Annotated in this window: 20 protein-coding genes; 11 read left to right on the top strand and 9 right to left on the bottom strand. The window is 36.8% G+C overall.

Annotated features, from left to right (window positions below; genetic code table 11):
* Nucleotides 1-1,434 (bottom strand): L-glutamate gamma-semialdehyde dehydrogenase (pruA, locus tag KHA94_RS11145; protein ID WP_213102161.1); only part of this gene is annotated, 1,434 nt, incomplete at its 3' end.
* A gap of 466 nt (nt 1,435-1,900) precedes the next feature.
* Between pruA and KHA94_RS11140 the strand changes: the two genes are divergently transcribed.
* On the top strand, nt 1,901-3,310 hold the full coding sequence (locus KHA94_RS11140; protein ID WP_213102160.1) for a sigma-54 interaction domain-containing protein: 1,410 nt from the start codon (nt 1,901-1,903) through the stop codon (nt 3,308-3,310).
* 92 nt (nt 3,311-3,402) lie between these two features.
* Here KHA94_RS11140 and KHA94_RS11135 read toward each other — a convergent pair whose 3' ends face one another.
* Both KHA94_RS11135 and yugI read right to left on the bottom strand, forming a co-directional pair.
* On the bottom strand, nt 3,403-3,768 hold the full coding sequence (locus tag KHA94_RS11135; RefSeq protein ID WP_213102159.1) for a group I truncated hemoglobin: 366 nt from the start codon (nt 3,766-3,768) through the stop codon (nt 3,403-3,405).
* 133 nt (nt 3,769-3,901) lie between these two features.
* The gene (gene yugI / locus KHA94_RS11130) at nt 3,902-4,285 is read right to left on the bottom strand and encodes a S1 domain-containing post-transcriptional regulator GSP13 (RefSeq protein WP_213102158.1); all 384 of its coding nucleotides are present in this window, start codon (nt 4,283-4,285) and stop codon (nt 3,902-3,904) included.
* 382 nt (nt 4,286-4,667) lie between these two features.
* Here yugI and KHA94_RS11125 point away from each other — a divergent pair, with 382 nt between their 5' ends.
* Nucleotides 4,668-5,510, top strand: coding sequence for an alpha/beta fold hydrolase (locus tag KHA94_RS11125; RefSeq protein ID WP_213102157.1), 843 nt, complete (start codon nt 4,668-4,670; stop codon nt 5,508-5,510).
* An 8-nt stretch (nt 5,511-5,518) separates the two neighbouring features.
* Here KHA94_RS11125 and KHA94_RS11120 read toward each other — a convergent pair whose 3' ends face one another.
* Complete coding sequence (locus KHA94_RS11120; protein ID WP_213102156.1) at nt 5,519-5,779, bottom strand: DUF1871 family protein; 261 nt, start codon at nt 5,777-5,779, stop codon at nt 5,519-5,521.
* Between the two features lie 82 nt (nt 5,780-5,861).
* Here KHA94_RS11120 and KHA94_RS11115 point away from each other — a divergent pair, with 82 nt between their 5' ends.
* On the top strand, nt 5,862-7,034 hold the full coding sequence (locus KHA94_RS11115) for a MalY/PatB family protein (RefSeq protein WP_213102155.1): 1,173 nt from the start codon (nt 5,862-5,864) through the stop codon (nt 7,032-7,034).
* A 62-nt stretch (nt 7,035-7,096) separates the two neighbouring features.
* Here KHA94_RS11115 and KHA94_RS11110 read toward each other — a convergent pair whose 3' ends face one another.
* The 3 genes from KHA94_RS11110 to KHA94_RS11100 form a co-directional block, all read right to left on the bottom strand.
* Nucleotides 7,097-7,621 carry a superoxide dismutase family protein gene (locus KHA94_RS11110; RefSeq protein ID WP_213102154.1) on the bottom strand — a complete coding sequence of 175 codons (525 nt, stop codon included), beginning with the start codon at nt 7,619-7,621 and terminating at the stop codon, nt 7,097-7,099.
* Between the two features lie 83 nt (nt 7,622-7,704).
* The gene (locus KHA94_RS11105; RefSeq protein ID WP_213102153.1) at nt 7,705-7,917 is read right to left on the bottom strand and encodes a hypothetical protein; all 213 of its coding nucleotides are present in this window, start codon (nt 7,915-7,917) and stop codon (nt 7,705-7,707) included.
* A gap of 181 nt (nt 7,918-8,098) precedes the next feature.
* Entirely contained in the window at nt 8,099-8,794 is a 696-nt protein-coding gene (locus tag KHA94_RS11100) for a peptidylprolyl isomerase (RefSeq protein ID WP_213102152.1), read from the bottom strand.
* A 158-nt stretch (nt 8,795-8,952) separates the two neighbouring features.
* On the opposite strand from KHA94_RS11100, the gene kapB reads away from it, so the two are divergent.
* Nucleotides 8,953-9,330: a kinase-associated lipoprotein KapB gene (gene kapB, locus KHA94_RS11095; RefSeq protein ID WP_213102151.1), complete on the top strand. Its 378-nt coding sequence runs from the start codon at nt 8,953-8,955 to the stop codon at nt 9,328-9,330.
* A 46-nt stretch (nt 9,331-9,376) separates the two neighbouring features.
* On the opposite strand, the gene kapD is transcribed toward kapB, so the two are convergent.
* Entirely contained in the window at nt 9,377-9,997 is a 621-nt protein-coding gene (gene kapD / locus KHA94_RS11090) for a 3'-5' exonuclease KapD (RefSeq protein ID WP_213102290.1), read from the bottom strand.
* 254 nt (nt 9,998-10,251) lie between these two features.
* Between kapD and KHA94_RS11085 the strand changes: the two genes are divergently transcribed.
* Entirely contained in the window at nt 10,252-12,129 is a 1,878-nt protein-coding gene (locus KHA94_RS11085) for a transglycosylase domain-containing protein (RefSeq protein ID WP_420828155.1), read from the top strand.
* Between the two features lie 37 nt (nt 12,130-12,166).
* Here KHA94_RS11085 and KHA94_RS11080 read toward each other — a convergent pair whose 3' ends face one another.
* Nucleotides 12,167-12,724 (bottom strand): YufK family protein, encoded by a 558-nt coding sequence (locus KHA94_RS11080; protein WP_213102149.1) that lies wholly within the window; start codon nt 12,722-12,724, stop codon nt 12,167-12,169.
* A 322-nt stretch (nt 12,725-13,046) separates the two neighbouring features.
* Between KHA94_RS11080 and KHA94_RS11075 the strand changes: the two genes are divergently transcribed.
* From KHA94_RS11075 to KHA94_RS11050, 6 genes are all read left to right on the top strand, one after another.
* Entirely contained in the window at nt 13,047-13,628 is a 582-nt protein-coding gene (locus KHA94_RS11075) for a hypothetical protein (protein WP_213102148.1), read from the top strand.
* A 569-nt stretch (nt 13,629-14,197) separates the two neighbouring features.
* Nucleotides 14,198-15,214, top strand: a complete 1,017-nt coding sequence (locus KHA94_RS11070; RefSeq protein WP_213102147.1) for a DUF1646 family protein — start codon at nt 14,198-14,200, stop codon at nt 15,212-15,214.
* Between the two features lie 456 nt (nt 15,215-15,670).
* Nucleotides 15,671-18,061, top strand: a complete 2,391-nt coding sequence (locus KHA94_RS11065) for a Na+/H+ antiporter subunit A (RefSeq protein ID WP_213102146.1) — start codon at nt 15,671-15,673, stop codon at nt 18,059-18,061.
* A complete protein-coding gene (locus KHA94_RS11060) occupies nt 18,048-18,470 on the top strand; it encodes a Na(+)/H(+) antiporter subunit B (protein WP_213102145.1) in 423 nt (140 codons plus the stop codon). Before KHA94_RS11065 ends, KHA94_RS11060 begins: the two co-directional genes overlap by 14 nt.
* The gene (locus KHA94_RS11055; RefSeq protein ID WP_213102144.1) at nt 18,470-18,811 is read left to right on the top strand and encodes a Na(+)/H(+) antiporter subunit C; all 342 of its coding nucleotides are present in this window, start codon (nt 18,470-18,472) and stop codon (nt 18,809-18,811) included. Before KHA94_RS11060 ends, KHA94_RS11055 begins: the two co-directional genes overlap by 1 nt.
* Nucleotides 18,804-20,285 carry a Na+/H+ antiporter subunit D gene (locus KHA94_RS11050; RefSeq protein ID WP_213102143.1) on the top strand — a complete coding sequence of 494 codons (1,482 nt, stop codon included), beginning with the start codon at nt 18,804-18,806 and terminating at the stop codon, nt 20,283-20,285. The genes KHA94_RS11055 and KHA94_RS11050 overlap by 8 nt, the downstream gene beginning before the upstream one ends.
* Nucleotides 20,286-20,288 lie beyond the last annotated feature (3 nt).

Raw genomic sequence — 20,288 nt, 5'->3', positions numbered from 1 at the left:
AATCGCACCAGTACAGCCGCGGTTGAAGTATAGGTTACCAACATGGAAATCTTCACGTGCTTTTTGGATGTTTTCACGGTTATTTGTGATAACTGCACCTGTTAAGCCGTATTCTGTGTCGTTCGCAATTTCAATCGCATGGTCGAAATCTATTGCTTTTGTGAAGCCGACAACAGGGCCGAAGATTTCTTCCTTCATGATGCGAGCATCTGGTGAAAGGTCAGCGAATACAGTCGGTTTAATGAAGTAGCCTTTGGAATCGTCTCCTTCTCCGCCAGTCATAAGCTTTCCTTCTTGCTTACCAATTTCGATATAGCTCATGATTTTATCAAATGCATTTTGGTCAATAACGGTTGCCATGTAATTGTTTTGATCTACTGGATCACCTTGCGTTAATTCGTTTGTTAATTCAACTACACGATTTAACACTTGATCATATACATCCTCAACGATTATGGCACGAGAACATGCAGAGCATTTTTGGCCAGAGAAGCCGAATGCTGAAGCAACAATAGAAGTTGCCGCTAATTCAAGATCTGCTTCCTTATCCACAACGATTGTGTCTTTTCCACCCATTTCAGCGATCAAACGCTTCATCCAAATTTGACCTTCGTTCACTTTGGAAGCACGTTCGAAAATACGTAAGCCGACATCACGTGAGCCTGTAAAGCTGATGAAACGAGTATCTTTATGGTCAACTAAGTAGTCGCCCACTTCCGCACCGCTTCCTGGAACGAAGTTAAGAACGCCTTTTGGCAGACCTGCTTCTTCCATGACTTCAACGAATTTCGCTGCTACAACTGGTGTAGTGGAAGCTGGTTTTAATAGAACTGTGTTTCCTGCCACGATTGCCGCAACAGTTGTTCCGGCCATGATCGCTAATGGGAAGTTCCAAGGAGAAATGATGATTCCGACTCCTAATGGAATATAGTCATAACGGTTATATTCATTCGGACGGCTATTTACTGGTACACCGTCTTTAATTTTTAACATTTGACGTGCGTAGAATTCTAAGAAATCAATTGCTTCTGCTGTATCTGCATCAGCCTCATTCCATGGCTTCCCTGCTTCTTTTGTTAATAGGGCGGAAAACTCATGCTTGCGGCGACGGATAATCGCAGCTGCCTTGAATAAAACATCGGCACGTGTTTCTGGCTTTACTTTTTTCCATGTTTTGAATGCTTCTACAGCCTCTTGCATCGCTTTTTCAGCAAGGTCGCGATTAGCTTTTGATACACGTCCAATGACTTCTATTTTGTTAGCTGGGTTATAAGAGACGATTTTATCTTCCGTTGAGATGCGCTCTCCACCGATTACTAAATCATAATCTTGTCCTAAATAGCCTTCAACTGTTTTCAAACCAGCTAAATAGGCTTGACGATTTTCGTCTAATTTAAAATTAGTAAATGGTTCGTGTTTGTAAGGTTGTACCATGATACCAATCCTCCTGAAATAATTTTTTCATTATCACAATTTATTTCTGCAAGAATTATGCCAATTATGAAAGGGGCCATTCATCAACACTTTTACCTTAAAGAGCAAATATTCTTTGCGTCTTTTTATATGACCATGCAAAAATTAATTGCACTCAACCCACACTAAGTTTACACTTTAATTTAGGTTATGTTAAAGATCATTGTTGATAATGCTATTTTGTTGTTGATTGGAGCGGAAGGCGCGAGATCCTCGAAAATGCATACGCATTTCCTTCGTGCGGTGTTTATTCGGTGAAGATTATTCAACGTCCTGCGGGAGAAGCGAGTCAAAGGGAGACCCCGCAGGAGCGCTCTTCGACGAGGAGGCTTCCTGACCGCCCGCGATCGCTAAGTGCCTGCAGCGGAAATCAACAGGGAAGTTTAACACAGCCTTTATTTAAAGAATAATTAAGGAGTTGAAGTAAATGGATAAAAAGGATATCAAACATATTCAATTGCTTAATAGACTTTTTCAACAAATACTTAAAGAAATTGATATAGGTGTCCATGTTGTCAACCATGAAGGGAAAACCCTTATTTATAATAAAAAAATGGCTGAAATAGAAGGAATGAATTTCTCAGACGTCCTAGATAAAGATCTATTAGATGTATTCACCTTTCACAAGAATGAAGATAGCACACTCATAAAGGCCCTCACTAGGGGGGATAAAACTATTAACGCAAAGCAAACCTATTTTAATAATAAAGGGCAAGAAATTACGACCATTAATAATACTTTCCCAATTATTGAAGATCGTGTTTGTATCGGGGCGATGGAAATTGCCCGCGATGTAACAAAATTAGAAAAGCTGATAAGGGAAAATATGAATAAAAAAGGGGATACCCGCTACACCTTCGATAGTATTATTGGAAGCAGCGAGCAAATTCAAGAGCTCATTGAAGCAAGCAAAAGAGCAACCAGAACAAGCTCTTCTGTTCTGATTATCGGTGATACTGGTACAGGAAAGGAATTATTTGCCCAAAGCATCCACAATGGAAGCAGCAGATCCTCGAAGCCCTTCATTTCACAAAATTGCGCAGCCCTTCCAGACAGCCTTATTGAGGGGTTGATTTTTGGAACAAAGAAAGGGGCGTTTACTGGCTCAATCGAAAGACCAGGGCTTTTCGAACAGGCAGAAGGCGGAACATTGCTTCTAGATGAAATCAATTCGCTAAATCCATCCCTGCAAGCTAAGCTTTTACGCGTACTACAAGAAAGAACCGTTCGGCGCATAGGCGATACAAACGATCGAAAAGTCGATGTCCGAATTATTGCGACCATTAATGAAGATCCAATCGATGCCATTTCTCAAGGCAGACTCCGAAAAGATTTGTATTATCGACTAAGTGTAGTGTCTCTATTTATCCCGCCATTACGTGACAGAAAAAGTGATATTCGGGATTTAGTGCATTATTTTATTGAAAAATATAATCATTTATTCGGGATGCATGTTCATGGGATTGCTGAGGATGTTCAAAACATATTCGAACATTACGATTGGCCAGGAAATATCCGTGAGCTTGAACATGTGATAGAAGGGGCTATGAATCTAATCGTTCACGAGGAAAGAATAAACTATTTACATTTGCCGATTCAATTTCGTAATAAACCGCAAATTAAGAGTGATGAACCTGCGTCTATTGATCATTTCATTGACCTTAACAGCCAATTTAAGCCTTTGGAGCAATATATTGAAGAGGCAGAAAGACATTATTTACAAAAAGTGTTAAACCATCACGATCATAATATAACACATGCAGCAAAATCCCTCGGGATGAGTAGGCAAAACCTCCAATACAGATTGAAAAAATATCAAATTAATAGAAATACTTGACTTAAACAGGCTTAAGAAATTAAGAAAGCTAAAAACCATTTCGCCTCGAAATAGGTTTTTAGCCTTTGCAGTTTTCATCTTCAAAAAATCCCTTATTGATACAATAAATCATCTCTTAGTGTATTAACTTTCGTTAATGCTTGTTCAATATCTTCTTCACTAACACCAAAATGAGCGAGTGCATCATGGAGATGTTTAGCAATGGCGTTAAAATGCTCTGGCTGTAAATTCATGCCTTTATGTGCCTTGGACATTGATGTACCAGTATACTGATTGGGTCCACCTAATGCAAAGCTGATAAACTTTGTTTGGTGGTGACGTTGTTTCTCCATATCTGTATGCTCAAAAAAGTGATTGACGGTTGGATCTTTTAACACTAATTCAGAATAAAAATAATCGACCACTCTTACAATCGCCTGTTCCCCGCCGACTTTTTCAAAAAGTGTTTGTTCCGTCATTTTTTTCCCCCTTGGTTATTTTTCAAAGACAAGGTTATTATTTGAAAGGAAAGAAAACTATATCCGATATTCCCCTCATCCAAAATAATGGAAAAACCGAGCAACGCCCGGTTTTTTCATTATTTTTCAATTATTACGCTCGAGATTGGTCGATCCATTCTTGAAGTTTATCTTTTAATGTATTAAAGCCTTGAGTAGAATCACTTTCCACTTTAATTGGAGCAGCTTGACGTTTGCGAGGCTTTTTCGCCTTAACTTCCGTTGCAGCAGGTGCTTCTTGTGTAGCACGAATAGATAATCCAATCTTGCCCGCTTCTTCATCAATAGATAATACTTTAACCTCTACTTCATCTCCAACTTTAAGGTGCTCATTGATATCTTTAACGAATCCGTGAGTAACCTCAGAAATATGAACAAGTCCTTGAGTATTTTCATTTAGTGCAACGAACGCACCATATGGTTGAACTCCTGTCACCTTACCTGTAATTACACTGCCTACTTCGATTTTTTCAGACATGGAAACACTCCTAATTTATATTATATTTATCCCATTTATTCGCAATTAAAAATTATACCATAGTCTAGTCGAACTTTCAAAAAGTTTTTTTCCGGCAGGAGATAACTCTATTCTGCACTTAAACCATATTATTATTTATGTAGCTCGGAAAGGTTTGCTAAAAACAAAGAAATTTTTTGATCAATTATGTATAAAAGCTATTCAACTTGGACATGCTTGTTTTATAAGGCTTTCTAGTATTCCCCCTTTTTGAAGTGGACAATCCTTTTGGATTGTCCTTTTTTTTGGTTATACTAAATAATAATATTGTTGAAAAAAATGTGGGATAGATTGCACACTCATGGAGAAAATATTGGATATTTAGCTAGTGAGGGGGATTAAAATGACGCATACGAGCTTAAGCAAAAAAATAAATATGAATGGTACAGATGTTTATTATGAAAGCTACTCAAATGATTCTTCCAAAGAAACGATTATATTAATACACGGATTCCTTTCATCCAGCTTTAGTTTCCGGCGCCTCATTCCTTTTTTAACAAATGAATATAATATTATTTCCATTGATCTGCCCCCTTTTGGAAAAAGCGGAAAATCACGGCGTTTTCTTTATTCTTATCATAATCTAGCAACAACTGTGATTCAGATTGCTGAAAAACTACATCTAAATAAAATCACTCTAATTGGCCATTCTATGGGAGGGCAAATTGCTTTACATATCGCGTATTTACGTCCTGATCTTGTCAGTAGTATGGTACTGTTATGCAGCTCTTCATACTTGAAAAAATCAAAGCCTATGCTTATTTTCGCAAGTTATTTTCCCTTTTTCCACATCATTGTTAAGCGTTGGCTAGGGCGTTCAGGGGTAGAGAAAAACTTGCAGCTAGTTGTTCATGACCATTCATTAATTGATAAAGATATGGAAGATGGCTATCTATCTCCCTTTCTGGAAGATGATATATTTCCAGCTTTAACAAAGATGATTCGGGATCGTGAGGGCGATTTATCTAAAGAAATTCTACATAAAATTGATATTCCTTGTTTATTGATATGGGGAGAGCATGATAAAGTCGTTCCTCTCAGCGTTGGGGAACGATTAAATAAGGATTTGAAAAATTCGAAGCTAATTATCTTAAAGGAAACTGGTCATCTCGTTCCAGAAGAAAAACCCGAGGAAGTTTTTCGTTATATTAAGCAATTTGCAAATAAGGCGGCAGACTCTTGTTAGACTGCCGCTTATATCGTGCATGCTCCCCCATCTTTTATCGCTAATAATTTCGCGGCAATCTCTTTGCACTCATTTAGAGGGAGCAGCTTTTCAAAGGAAAATTCAAAGATAGCCTGTATTTTCCTTGCTAGAATCTTTTCATCATCTAAATCATGAACTGCCTGAACAATATCAGCAATTTCTGTATCATAATTTCCTGCACCAATACCGAAAGGATCCCATTCATTTAATAGATCGACAAGCTGAAGATTCAATTCTTGAATTTGCATATGATCACCTTTTATTTTAACTTTTTGCTTCTATATCTTATTATAGGGTAAAGATCAATTAAAAGAAAAGGTGGGGATAGAAGTGAATAAATATGATTTTCATGAGATCATCAATCGGGAAAACACCTCCTCCGTAAAATGGGGATCAACAAAGGAGGTATTTGGAACGGATGAAGTACTGCCTATGTGGGTTGCAGATATGGACTTTCAACCTCCAACTGAAGTAAAGGAGGCCATTCAGGAAAGAGTTCAGCATGGAATTTTCGGTTACACCTATGCCCCAACTTCTACTCCAGAATCAATCAAGCAATGGCTAGCGAAAAAGCATGGCTGGCAAATTGAAAGTGACTGGATACTTTATCACCACGGAGTTGTTCCTTCCATCGCAGCAGCAATCGAGGCATACACAGCCCCGGGAGATAAAGTATTACTTCAAGCACCTGTATATGCTCCATTTTTTGACATGATTAAGAAAAATAATAGGGTAGTTGTAAACTCACCATTAACATTAACGAATAACAACTATGTCATTGATTTCATTGACTTTGAAGAGAAATTAAAAATGGGTGTGAAGTTATTTCTCTTATGCAACCCACATAATCCTAGCGGAAGAGTTTGGAAGAAAGAGGAATTACAAAAGATTGGTGAGCTCTGTTATCAATATGACTGTTTAATTCTTTCCGATGAGATTCACTCTGACCTTATTTTCAGCCCAAACACTCATATTCCAATCGCCTCTCTAGATGAAAAATGGAAGGACCTTGTTATTACTTGCATTGCCCCAACAAAAACGTTTAACCTTGCTGGATTACAAGCTTCAGCCGTTATCATTCCAAACAAACAACGCAGAAAAGCATTTGAAATGGTTCAAGCAAGGCAAGGCTTTCATTCCTTATCGACCTTTGGCTTTATTGGGATGGAAGCTGCCTATCGTTCTGGAGAACAATGGCTGGAAGAGCTGCTGGAATATTTACATGAAAATATTCACATAACAAGAAAATTTATCGAAGAGCATTTACCATCGATTAAAATGATGGAACCAGAAGGAACTTATTTAATTTGGCTTAATTGCCGTAGTCTTGGTTTAAATGATAATCAAATAAGAGATCAATTATTAAACAAAGGCAAACTTGCACTCGAACCGGGAACAAAGTATGGGACAGGCGGCGAAGGATTTGTCCGAATGAATATTGCCTGCCCAAGAAAAATATTACTAGATGGATTGGAAAGATTAAGAAGGGCATTTGATAACTAACAGTAGAAGGGCTACCCCATAGTCGAAAAAATCGACTCATGAAGTAGCCCTTTATTATGTAGTTACTCCTCTTTTTTATCCTTAGATATGGATCCACAAGCAATCCGATCACCAGAATCTCCAGCAGGTTGCGACATTCCATCATCCTTCCCTTCATGAATAACGATCGATGTACCCTCTTTTGTAAATAAGGATTTTTTTCCTTCTTTTAATGTAACCTCAAGAGCCATTAGCTCTTCCTTCACTTTCCCGTCATCGCCTACAATAAGGTTTGGAAGATCTCCTCCATGTGCACCTTTCGGGTGAAGCAGCCCATGCTCTTTAACTTCTGGATTAAAATGATCACCCGCCGATTTGAAATCAGGAGGTTCACATTTACCATTATCATGAATATGAATCGCATGTTCACCTGCAGGCAAACCTTTTAAATCAACATTCAACTTTACTCCCTTTGCTTGTTCCTCTAATTTGATCGTTCCTAAAGAATCCCCGTCAGCATTGTACATTTCAACATCTAATCTTCTAATATTTTCTTCTGCACATCCTGTAAGAATAAGAAAAGGAAGTAGAATCCATGCCTTTTTCATTAGTAAAATCCTCCATCAGACAATTTGTCCAATAGTATTCCCAATATGAATCTCTAGTAAACAAAAAAAGAACAGCCCTTGGATTAGCTGTTCTTTTCGCTGCTATTAATTTCATTCATAATTTGATCTTCTAGCTCTTTTGCCTTTGCCGCTTGACGATTAGATACACGTATAATAAATCGGAAGGTTAGCACGCATAAGATAAAAAAGATCGTAAAGCTTATCGCAGCAGGGATATATTCTGTTTTATCTTGAGGAAAATATAAAAATAACGACATGATATACGATTCCAACATATTATCTATCCTTTCTGCTAAAAAGCTGTGATTGGTTCAATATGTTATTATATCAACATTGAAGGAACGATCCAATCTTTTTGCAATTGGATTTCTTTCCAAAGAAATATCGTTTCAAAAAAATCGAGTTAGAGAATGATATTGCTCCGCAAGTGAGGCTGCGATGCTTCTCTTTTCTCATTTACTTTACTACTTTAATCTTTTTAATCACGACATCCTCAACAGGTTTATCATTTGCCCCAGTTTCCGTATTTGCAATTTTATCCACAATATCCATACCATCAATGACTTGTCCAAAAACAGTATGCTTTGAATCTAACCATGGCGTACCACCGTTTTCATACGCTTTCATAATTTCCTCAGGATAGCCCGCCTTTTCCATTTTTTGCTTTAAACTTTCGTCGACCGCACTATTTTGTACGATAAAAAATTGACTGCCATTCGTATTTGGACCGCTATTTGCCATAGACAAAGCACCACGAAGATTAAAAAGCTTATCAGAAAACTCATCTTCAAAAGGACTTCCATAAATACTTTCTCCACCCATGCCCGTTCCTTCAGGGTCTCCACCTTGAATCATAAAGTCCTGCATAACTCGGTGAAAAATCAATCCGTCGTAGTAGCCTTTCTCACTATGTGTAATAAAATTTTCAACAGCCTTTGGCGCATACTCAGGGAATAATTTGATCTTTATCGTCCCCATTGAAGTTTCCATTTCAACTAGTCTTTCATTCTCTTGAACATCCAATACTAATTGAGGATATTCTGATTTTTTATTAGCAGAGTTTTGACTGCCTTCCTCTTTACCTGCCCCTGTCCCGCATGCAGATAGTAATAACATAATAGCCATTACAGGAAGAAATAATTTTAATTTCATTCCATTCAATCCTCCAATTCTTACCCAGATTTTCCAATGATCTTTCTTTAGATTACATGATTTCAATTTTTTTTGCACTTTGTTTTTCTTCGATTCTAGTTCATAATGGGGACATGATGAAGGAATGAGTAAAAATACTCTAGGAAGGAGATTTTATTATGAATGAAATGAAAGTCGGAGACATTGTAACAGCGATATATAAAACGGGGAAGTATGTTGGAGAAGTAACAGAAATTCGACCACAGCATTATCTAGTCAGAGTGCTAGCAGTAGTCAAGCATCCGATGCAGGGTGATTTGCATAACCCAAAGGAAGCAGATGTACTCTTTTTCCATGAACGGCGGGCGTTAGCATACAGAGAGCAAACCAATGTCCCTAAACAGATGGTAAAACCATTTACTGAGGAAACACCTGATTATACAACTTCTTTACGGGCATCATTAGAAAAAATGAAGCAAGAACTGAAAGAAGCTGGCACACCATGGGCAGAGCAAAGCTTAAAAAATATAACATCGCTTGAAAAGGATTATTTTTAGAATCACTTCGCTTTCGCCAAATCGATTGAAGTACGATTTGGCTTTTCTATGCGAATTTATTCAAAAGTTTTGAAAAATCAACTCGGTCCCCAATTGTCGTAGGCTCTGGTCTTTCTAGATATCTTTTATCCTTCTCCACTAACCGAAAAATATTATAAGTGGTCATAGCATCATCTAGTGCACGATGATGTTTTCCAGTACCTTCCTTTCCGTATTCCTGGACAGCCTTCCATAAGCCAGTTTGGTTCTGATCTCCAAAGAATCTTTTATACTCCATGGAAAAGTCCACTTCTCTCCCCTTAAATGGAAATGGAAGTCCAGCTTGTTGACAATTATTCCTTAAAACCCTCATATCCATATTTCCCCATGTAATAATGGAGCAAGATTGATTTCCGCTCATTTCTTTCATCTTTTTGACCAAATCTTGAAAGGTAATTCCTTGATCTACCTGCTCCTGTGATATATGAAGAAATGCTTTGCAGCGCTCTGTTAATTTCGGGAAACGAACCGGAGAAACATAGGAGGAAAACTGGTCATATATACGATCATTTGCCACAGAAACGATTCCAGCTTCAATAATCTCTGGATAAAAGCCTTTGGACCGTTTCCCCTTCTCAGGCATCGTAAATTCAAAATCGATAAACAAATACCGAAGTTCATTCCCCATCATAACACCTTCTTTCAAAAATGATTTACGCACAAAATTACCTTATATTATTATAACATGGAATATTTTAATTTTTCTGTGTAAATTAACTTTTCAATGGATTTTTATTTATTTTCTAAAACCAATGAAAAAAACTACGATAAAATACGTATAGGCAGAAAAATGCAAGATGTGCCGACACTAATACTTCTTATAAGTCGGAGTTAGACATTTCCCTAAAAGTAATTCTCTTTATTCTGCAAAAAGAAAGGAAAGTGAGGCAATTGCGTACATTCGCTGGATATTTCATCATCGCTGCTTTGCTTCCCGTCTTTTTGATCCTTATTTTGAAAACGGGGTCAGAAATAAATGAAGTACAAAGCTTTGAAACTGTATTAGAAGAAAAGATCCAAATAAAAGAAATTTCTTTACCACAAACGAGCTATATCAAGGCAAGGGATGGCTCCATCGTTTCAGAAATCCATCGTCCTCATAACAGAGTGAACCTTGAATCAGAGCAAATACCATCCTTTTTAAAAGAAATATTCATTATTTCAGAGGATCAGCATTTTTATGAACATTCTGGTTTTGACTTGACCTCAATCGGACGGGCGCTTGCAATTAATATGAAATCAAATCGTATTGAACAGGGTGCCAGCACCATAACCCAGCAGCTTGCAAGAAACCTATACTTAAATAATGAAAAAACCTATAATCGCAAGCTAAGTGAGCTTCTATATGCCTATGAAATTGAACGCCATTATTCAAAAGAGGAAATTCTTGAGCTTTATATTAATACAATCTATTTTCAAAATGGTGCCTACGGAATTGAGGCTGCTGCAAGAACTTATTTTCAAAAGCATACGAGTGAGCTTTCAAAAGCTGAGCTGTCATTTTTGGCAGCAATTCCAAATAACCCGACTCTCTATGATCCGTTAAAAAACTTCAAGCAGACAAAAGAACGGCAAGAAAGGCTTATTGATCAATTAACACAGAAACAATACCTAGATCCAAAAGAAGCAGAAAACATAAAAGAAGAGCCCATTCATTTAAAAAACAATAAAAGAATTGATTTATTTCCTGATTATGTAACCTATGTTGAAGCTGAGCTAAAAGATTTAATTAGTCAGCAGGAGGGCTTTGAAAAAAAACGACTTGCTGCTAAATCAAAGCAAGAAAAAGAAAAAATTGAAGCTGAACTTGATAAACGATTTGAAGAAGTAATGGCATCGGGAATCATCATCGAAACCGCTCTTGAACCAAGCATACAAGCAGTAGCAAAATCAGCAACTTTACAAAGATTGCCTTATAAAGATATTGAGGGAGCAACAGCAGTTATTGATCATTCTAGTCATCAGCTAATTGCTCTTGTTGGAGGAAAACAGTATAACAAATATGATTTCAATAGAGCCTATCAAGCCTATAGGCAGCCAGGTTCAGCCATCAAGCCGCTGCTCGTGTATGCTCCCTATCTTGAACGCACTCATGCGTCATTAGGAAAAAAAATTAGTGCGGATCCCTTTTGCAAGAACGGCTATTGCCCACAAAACTATGGGGGAGCAAGCTATGGGATGGTATCGATCGAACAGGCATTTATTCACTCCTATAACACACCTGCAGTACGAATCTTAGATTCAATTGGGATTGAGAATGGATTCCATGATCTAGCAAACTTTCAATTTAGCAAGGTTACTTCAAATGATCCGTCACTTGCTGCTGCGATTGGAGGATTTTCTAGTGGCATGACACCACTTGAGTTAACATCAGCCTATACGGTGTTTGCGAATGATGGCATGTATCAGCCCTCAAGAGCAATCCAAAAAGTGACGAATCAAAATGGAGAGCTTCTCTACAGCTGGAATGACACGCCTGTTCAAATATGGAGCAAAGAAACGACCGATAAAATCAATCATTTAATGAGAAAAACTGTTCTAGCTGGTACTGCCCAGAAAGCTCAATTACCTTCTGGATATGCAGGCGGAAAAACAGGAACAACCAATGATTACAAGGACTTCTGGTTTATCGGACTCACCGATCAGTATACTGCAGGAGTTTGGGTAGGAAAGGATAAACCAGAAAATATAGCCTCCATTGAGTCATCCTCCCCGCAACAGCTAATTTGGAAGGATATTATGTTAAATCTATTAAAATAGGGAATGGTCGTTGACCATTCCCCTTCTTACTACTACATTATATGGGTAAGCTCGCCATTATACTGTTATACACTTTAATAACAAGATAAATAACACCCGTGATTAAAGTTGACCAAATCAACACTTGGAAAAAGATAATTCCTATAAGACCCATAACCGAAAGGGAATTACTCACTTTGTAAACAAAATACATAAAATAAACAACTGTCGTTGCCACAAAAATGATTCCAATCCCTATAAAGCTATTCATGCTTATTAAAGACAGCGCACTTCCAATAAAATATATAGCAGCTCCACTGCGAATTTGCTTTAAGTTTTCCCCCTCAGCGTCCTTTGAAAAGAAAAGAAGGGATAGCTCGTTAATCGTATTTGCAATCAGCTTTAATGCAGCAAATACCATGAAAAATATAAGCAATAAAAGAACTAGCAATGATAGCTTAATGCCGCCCTCGGAAAAAAACTCGAGCATACCGACATATATCCCATTTTCCTTCAAAAAATCAAGCAGAATTTTTTCAACCTTAATAGAGAGTGATAAGCTAAACAAAATAATGGAAAGGAGAGGAAAGTAACTCGTAAAATATGTATTTTTCATTTAAACCCCATTCGCCTTCTATTTTTCTTTAGGAATTACTAGGAAAATCTAATACTAACTTCTCCATTATCACGGATTCCATCTTTTTAGACAATAGCAAGAAAAGGCTAGACTTCAGAAAAAACACTATATATAAGAAATGTCTATGATCTGTATATTTCTAAGTTTCATAGCATAGATTTAGTACTAGATTAAATTGTGCCATTTCTTTTAGAAAGGAGATAAGCATGAACAGAAATAATACGTAGTATAGTTGATTTTTTAGTACACAAAATCCGTACGCAATAGGCAAGATAATAAAATCGAAAAGAGAGGAAAGCGAATGAAAAAACGAACTACTTTAACTTTCTGTATTGTATTAGCATTATTCTTCATGATGAAACCGGCTTCATTTCAAGGAAAAACCATAGATCCTACTATCCAGTCTGAATTCTTAAAAGCGTTAGAGGATCATTTAAAAAACTCCATGAACTATTATTATCCAAATTCAGCCAAAATTATTGATGACATTTATTTTCAAGGAAATGTTATGAAGATTTTAAAGACAGATGATCCTGCAACAGAAGAAAATGAAGAAATGATTGAAGAATATAGCTCTAACATAACGGTAGCATTTATAGAACTCGAGCAGCAGCGCGATAGTATTTTTATATTTAAAAAAGCAGACTTCTACTATTATGATCTAGATAAAAAAGAATTTTTAACATCTAGTCAAGTTTTTTCTAATCCTGAAGTGAAAACCTTCTTTGACGCTTATAAAGACGATATCCATAAGAAGCTCTCTCTGTTCTCCGAAATATTGTTGCTTTTTATCCTCTCATTTATAATCACCGTACCAATCTTAATTATGATTTTTCACAATAAAGGAAGAAGTTCTGTCATCAATATATATTTACAGGAATAAGGCAAGAGGATGAGCCAAACTCATCCTCTTTCACGTGAGGATTACATTCTTACATATTCTCTCGATTCAAAGGCCATTCCTTTTCATCCTCCTTCGGATCCAATACATTTCTTATTGGAATTCCTTCAATCATTTTTTCTAAATATATCCCTCGTACATAAAAATCATTTTTGTAGAAAAGTAAAAATTATTTACAACCATTAATAATCAACTAATTGTATAAAAATTCACCTTTTCTAATAAAAAAATAATAGAAAATAATAGATGTCATATGCAAATTTTACTAGTTTAAATAACGAGAAGAAATTAGTTCACCCTCAATTTCATCCCTTTTATTCCAAAATAAGAGGCTTTTTTTAAAAAAATTTTCATTCTTTTATACATGTTTCTACCTATTTAATAATTACTTCTCAAAAATAGATAAAAGCTAAATCTATGCAGAAAAACTAAATATTCATGATATAATATAAAATGAAAATGACTATAAGTGAGCTTCTCTTTTGTATTATCCTTACCTATGGCTCATTAATCCATATACATATTACTAGGGAAAAGGGCTGAAAATTTTCATGATACTAGGATTAACAATCGTCTTAATACTGGTTCTATTTTTGCCGTTCACTGTGAAAGCAGTGGAACATAATTTAGAAGCATTCTTATTTATTATGGGATTAGCTGCAGCGACAATCAGTCAAGTTATGACTGGCGATTTAATGATTAAAGCTCTCGAAGACCCCATTAATATTACTCTTGCCGTTTTAATAGCTGGATTACTATTTAGATGGTGCCAAAACCCAATAGAAAAAGGGATTCTTGGATTAAGCAATATGATGCCGTTTCGCTTATTTATGGCACTTGTTGTTATCGTCCTTGGATTAATTTCTAGCATGATCACTGCGATCATAGCAGCTATTGTCCTTGTCGTTATTGTTAGTGTCATACGTCTTGACCGTAAGTCAGAAGTTCGCCTTGTTGTATTAGCCTGTTTTTCAATTGGACTTGGTGCAGCTTTAACGCCAATTGGAGAACCGCTTTCAACCATTGCCATAAGCAAATTGAATGCAGACTTTTTCTACTTATTTAGGCTAATTGGTGCTGATGTTATCATCGCTATACTTATTTTTGGGATTCTTACAGCTATCATTATTAAACCTCAAAAAGGCGCTGATGGATTAACGTCATCTCTTGAAAAGGAAAGCTATAAAGAAATTATTATCCGTGCATTTAAAATCTATCTTTTTGTCATGGGGTTAACATTATTAGGTGCCGGCTTTGAACCATTTATTGAAAAATATCTATTAGAACTTAGCCCACTTATTCTTTACTGGATAAATATGATTTCAGCTATATTGGATAACGCAACACTCGCTGCTGCAGAAATTAGCCCTGCTATGGATAGCGCAACAATAAAAGCTATTTTACTTGGACTACTAATTAGCGGCGGAATGCTTATACCAGGAAATATTCCTAATATTATTTCTGCCGGAAAATTGAATATTACAAGCAAAGAGTGGGCGCGTTTTGGCGTTCCCGTTGGTTTGATTACAATGGTAGCTTATTTTATTGTCATTCTTGTTGTTGGCTAGGTCGAAGGAAAATAAACAGACAGGAAAATAAAGGGTGACGAAACCTTACCATATTCAAATGGTAAGGATTACGCCATCCTTTTTATTACGGCTTGAAAGCCCTCGCCACGAGTATTAAGATACCCCAAACAGCAAGTTATTTCAATTTTAGAAAAACTTGACGTTCGCTAGGTTCTTTCAGCGAAAGCCTTAGTTTTACTTATGCAATCATATTTGCAGAAACTTAATTGAAGCTACACATCCACTTTCGTTCACTAATTAACTTATATATTCCCATTAAACAAAAACTGGCGCTCTATTAACGCTGCTCCTTTAGTAGGTAATTGTAATTGTAATTCAAACCAATATTGAAGCTTTATTCCTTTGTGAATATACCTAATTCAATAAAGAACATAATAAAAAGTAGCTCATTTATATTCATTTATATGAGCTATAGAAAATGAAGGGGGTCATGTTTTGTCTTTGCTTCACTTGGCAATAATATCACCATTTTTACTTGCAATCCTTGTACCTATTTTGTACAAGTCCTTTAGACAAATTCATACGGGTTGGTTCGTTCTTCCATTACCAATCCTCTTATTTAGCTATTTTCTATCATTTTTATCTATACAGGAGCCAATAACAAAATCAGTTCCATGGATCCCTTTTCTTGGGATTGACTTCATAGCAAAAATAGATGGACTTAGTCTATTATTCGCCCTGCTTATTACGGGAATTGGTTCATTAGTAGTTTTATATTCCGTTTATTACTTGTCAAAGGATAAAGAGAAACTAAACACCTTCTACGTATACTTATTACTATTCATGGGGGCAATGCTTGGAGTTGTTCTATCTGATAACTTAATTGTCCTGTATATGTTTTGGGAATTTACTAGTTTTTCTTCATTCCTATTAATCGGGTATTGGTATCATAAAGAAAAGTCAAGATATGGCGCCCAAAAATCAATGATTATTACCGTGTTCGGCGGATTATCTATGCTTGGAGGAATCATTCTCCTCTATATTATGACTGGCTCATTCAATATTTCTGAAATCATGGAAATAGTGCCATCTATTTCAGATCATACGCTTTTTATACCTGCCTTACTATGCTTTTTAGTAGGTGCATTTACAAAATCTGCTCAATTTCCTTTCCATATCTGGCTGCCAGATGCAATGGAAGCACCTACACCTGTTAGTGCTTATCTGCACTCAGCAACAATGGTTAAAGCAGGAATCTATTTAGTGGCTAGAATGAGCCCCGTCTTCGCTGCGGAAGGGCTTTGGTTATGGCTTGTAGGTGGAGTTGGGATTATCACGCTTTTCTGGGGTTCCTTTAATGCTGTTAAACAAACAGATTTAAAGGCCATACTTGCATACTCAACCATCAGTCAGCTCGGGATGATTATGTCACTTCTTGGAATTGGTGCTGCTGCCCTTCATTTTGAAGGTATTGAGAAAAGTGTATATGCTGCAGCTATAACAGCAGCCGTCTTCCATTTAATCAACCATGCTACCTTTAAGGGAAGTTTATTTATGGTAGTAGGGATTGTTGATCATGAAACTGGTACTCGTGATATTCGCAAGCTTGGCGGATTAATGAATTTTATGCCAATAACCTTTACTTTAGCCATAATTGGAACATTTTCGATGGCTGGTTTGCCGCCGTTTAACGGCTTCTTAAGTAAAGAAATGTTTTTTGCTGGTATGCTCCGCGTTCTTGAATTAGATATCTTTAGTTTCGAAACATGGGGACTTCTCTTCCCTGTCATTGCTTGGCTTGCCAGTGTTTTCACATTCCTTTACAGTATGATTTTAGTGTTTAAAACATTTACTGGTAAATTCCAGCCAGAGAAGCTGGAGAAGAAGCCACATGAAGCACCAATTGGGATGTTAATTTCGCCCATTATTCTTGCTTCACTAGTCATTATCTTCGGCCTCTTCCCTAATATTCTCTCTAACAGTATGATTGCACCAGCAATAAATGCAATCATGCCGGGAAATGCTGCTGATGTTCACATTTCTTTCTGGCATGGCTTTACACCTGAATTATTCATGACAATCGGTGTGATTGCTACAGGAATTCTATTATATATTTCTCTTCCGAAGTGGAGAAGAGTGTATGATCTTTTCCCTAAAAAACTAACACTAAACCGTTTGTATGATGGAAGTTTAGAGTTTGCACAAAGTATTTCTAAGAAATTAACAAGCGGCTATATGAATGGATCTATTCGGACGTATCTTGTATATATCTTTTCATTTTTCATTGTGATACTTGCGTCTACCATTGCTGTAAAAGATGCTTTCAAAATGGATACGAGCAATATTTCATCCATCGGTTTTTACGAGATACTCCTAGCACTTGCTATTGTCGTAGCATCCATTAGCATCTTGTTTGCGAAGTCTCGATTAACTTCTATCATCCTTTTAGGCTCTGTAGGGTACACGGTATCTCTATTCTTCGTCTTGTTCCGGGCACCAGATTTAGCATTAACACAGCTAGTCATTGAGACGATATCTGTCGCTTTGTTCCTGTTATGCTTCTATCACTTGCCTAAAAACAGTAAGAACGAAGAACGAATTCGGTTCAAATTGACTAATTTATTAATTTCTATAGGTGTCGGGGCAATCGTGACTGTCATTGCCTTATCTGCGCACAGTAATAAAATGTTTGATTCGATTGCTCAGTATTATGTGGAAAACACTTATGAAAAAGCAGCTGGTAAGAATATGGTTAACGTCATCCTTGTTGATTTCCGTGGATTTGATACATTGTTTGAAATAACTGTATTATCAATTGCTGCACTTGGAATTTTCACGATGATTAAATTAAAAATGAAAGGAGGAAGGAAAAATGAAAACAAATGATATTATCCTGCAAACAACGACTAAAGTTGTTGTGTTCATCATTATTCTTTTCTCTATATTCATTTTTTTCAAAGGGCATTATACACCTGGTGGAGGATTCGTCGGCGGATTATTAACGTCAGGAGCAATTGTTTTGCTATTATTAGCTTTTGACATGAAAACGGTAGCAGAGATTTTGCCGATTAATTATATATATATGACAGCCACTGGACTCCTTTTTGCCGTAGGAACAGCAGCAGGCGCTTTATTCTTTAATGTGCCTTTCCTTACTCATGCTTTCGGAGATGTGTATTTACCGATACTTGGGAAAACGTCGCTTCATACAGCTACAATATTTGACCTTGGAGTATTTTTAGTTGTTGTCGGTGTTACGATGACCATTATTCAAACGATAGGGGGAGATGAATAGTGGAAATAGTTATGGCATTTGTCATTGGCATTTTGTTTATGTCTGCCACCTATTTAATGCTTTCAAAAAGTTTATTGCGTATCATTGTTGGAACAGGATTACTTAGCCATGGTGCCCATCTTCTCATACTCACAATGGGTGGTTTGAAAAGAGGAACGGTTCCATTACTTGATGAGAAAGCAAGCGCCTATACAGACCCCATTCCGCAAGCTTTAATCCTGACAGCCATCGTTATTAGCTTTGGGGTCACTGCCTTTTTCTTAGTGCTTGCCTATCGCTCTTATCAAGAATTAGGAACAGACAATATGGAAAGATTGAGAGGGACTGAAGGAAATGATTAACTTTTTGATACTGCCGATACTTATTCCTTTTCTGACAGGAATCCTTTTAATCTTCTTTGCCAAAAATGTTTCGCTTTCACGTTGGATTGCTGGTATCTCAAGCTTCATTACGATCATTGTTTCTGCATTGCTCGTTCAAAAAGTAAGAGTCGATGGAATCCAAACACTTGATGTATCCAACTGGCAAGCTCCTTTCGGGATTACCTTAGTTTCGGACATGCTTTCTGCATTACTTGTTTTAACGACAAGCATCATTCTTTTTACTTGTGTCATTTATTCATTTAAAACCATTTCAAAAGAGCAAGAGAGATTTTACTATTATTCAGCAATGAACTTCTTGGCTGTCGGGGTTATTGGTGCTTTTACGACTGGTGATATTTTCAACCTGTTTGTCTTTTTTGAGGTTTTACTAATGTCCTCCTATGTTTTACTTGTTCATGGAGGATCAAAAATTCAATTAAGGGAATCGCTAAAATACATTTTAGTAAATGTTATTTCTTCTGCTCTTTTTGTTATTACAGTTGCCTATTTATATTCAGTTGTAGGAACTCTGAATATGGCTCATATTTCCGTTCGGTTAAGTGAGATTGGCGAATCAGGCATCGTTACGGTTATTGCAGTGTTATTTTTAATTGTATTCGGATTAAAGGGCGCTATTTTCCCATTATATTTTTGGATGCCGGGCTCCTATTATGCCCCACCTGCTCCAATCTTGGCATTGTTTGGAGCGTTGCTGACAAAAGTGGGTGTGTATTCCATTATGCGAACATACACTTTATTTTTCTTAAATGATAAGGACTTTACACATCAACTTCTAGGCATTCTAGCCATTATAACCGTTATTGTTGGTGTCATTGGTGCGATTGCTTATTCCAATATTAAAAAAATTGTCATCTATAATATTATTGTGGCAGTTGGAGTCATTTTATTCGGTGTCGCTGTTATGACCCCTGAATCATTAACTGGTTCCGTGAGCTACCTCATCCATGACATGATCATAAAGGCAGCACTCTTCCTGCTAATTGGGATTATTATTGCCATTACTGGAACAAGCGACCTTAGGAAAATTAGCGGATTGATCAAACGTTATCCTGGCCTTGGCTGGACATTTTTTATCGCTGCATTAGCACTAGCAGGAATTCCTCCGTTAAGTGGATTTATCGGCAAGCTTTTAATTGTTCAAGAAGGATTCAAGGAAGAGCATTATTGGGGAGCAGGTATTGTTTTAATGTCGAGCCTTCTCGTATTGTTTTCCATCATGAAAATATTTATTAATGGGTTTTGGGGTACTCCACAGGCCTATAAGGACGAAGAAGCTGTTCCAGTGCGTAAGCTATTAGTTGCACCGGTTATCCTCGTAATCATTTCTGTCCTTTATGGGGCTGGATCAGAATTTGTACTACCATATATCTCACAGGCTGCAGAAACACTTAGTAACCCAAGTATCTACATTGAAGCAGTCTTAAAGGAGTAGTGA

This window comes from Cytobacillus citreus (assembly GCF_018343665.1).
In the GTDB taxonomy this organism is placed as follows: Bacteria; Bacillota; Bacilli; order Bacillales; family Cytobacillaceae; genus Cytobacillus; species Cytobacillus citreus.
The sequence above is the reverse complement of the archived record's forward strand: the minus strand, read 5'-3'. Positions and strand labels throughout refer to the sequence as shown.

What these genes read in the sequence shown, in the direction of transcription:
- KHA94_RS11140 (WP_213102160.1), top strand. Translation starts at nt 1,901, where the DNA reads ATGGATAAAAAGGATATCAAACATATTCAATTGCTTAATAGACTTTTT.
- KHA94_RS11135 (WP_213102159.1), bottom strand. Translation starts at nt 3,768, where the DNA reads ATGACGGAACAAACACTTTTTGAAAAAGTCGGCGGGGAACAGGCGATT.
- yugI (WP_213102158.1), bottom strand. Translation starts at nt 4,285, where the DNA reads ATGTCTGAAAAAATCGAAGTAGGCAGTGTAATTACAGGTAAGGTGACA.
- KHA94_RS11125 (WP_213102157.1), top strand. Translation starts at nt 4,668, where the DNA reads ATGACGCATACGAGCTTAAGCAAAAAAATAAATATGAATGGTACAGAT.
- KHA94_RS11120 (WP_213102156.1), bottom strand. Translation starts at nt 5,779, where the DNA reads ATGCAAATTCAAGAATTGAATCTTCAGCTTGTCGATCTATTAAATGAA.
- KHA94_RS11110 (WP_213102154.1), bottom strand. Translation starts at nt 7,621, where the DNA reads ATGAAAAAGGCATGGATTCTACTTCCTTTTCTTATTCTTACAGGATGT.
- KHA94_RS11105 (WP_213102153.1), bottom strand. Translation starts at nt 7,917, where the DNA reads ATGTTGGAATCGTATATCATGTCGTTATTTTTATATTTTCCTCAAGAT.
- KHA94_RS11100 (WP_213102152.1), bottom strand. Translation starts at nt 8,794, where the DNA reads ATGAAATTAAAATTATTTCTTCCTGTAATGGCTATTATGTTATTACTA.
- kapB (WP_213102151.1), top strand. Translation starts at nt 8,953, where the DNA reads ATGAATGAAATGAAAGTCGGAGACATTGTAACAGCGATATATAAAACG.
- kapD (WP_213102290.1), bottom strand. Translation starts at nt 9,997, where the DNA reads ATGGGGAATGAACTTCGGTATTTGTTTATCGATTTTGAATTTACGATG.
- KHA94_RS11080 (WP_213102149.1), bottom strand. Translation starts at nt 12,724, where the DNA reads ATGAAAAATACATATTTTACGAGTTACTTTCCTCTCCTTTCCATTATT.
- KHA94_RS11075 (WP_213102148.1), top strand. Translation starts at nt 13,047, where the DNA reads ATGAAAAAACGAACTACTTTAACTTTCTGTATTGTATTAGCATTATTC.
- KHA94_RS11070 (WP_213102147.1), top strand. Translation starts at nt 14,198, where the DNA reads ATGATACTAGGATTAACAATCGTCTTAATACTGGTTCTATTTTTGCCG.
- KHA94_RS11060 (WP_213102145.1), top strand. Translation starts at nt 18,048, where the DNA reads ATGAAAACAAATGATATTATCCTGCAAACAACGACTAAAGTTGTTGTG.
- KHA94_RS11050 (WP_213102143.1), top strand. Translation starts at nt 18,804, where the DNA reads ATGATTAACTTTTTGATACTGCCGATACTTATTCCTTTTCTGACAGGA.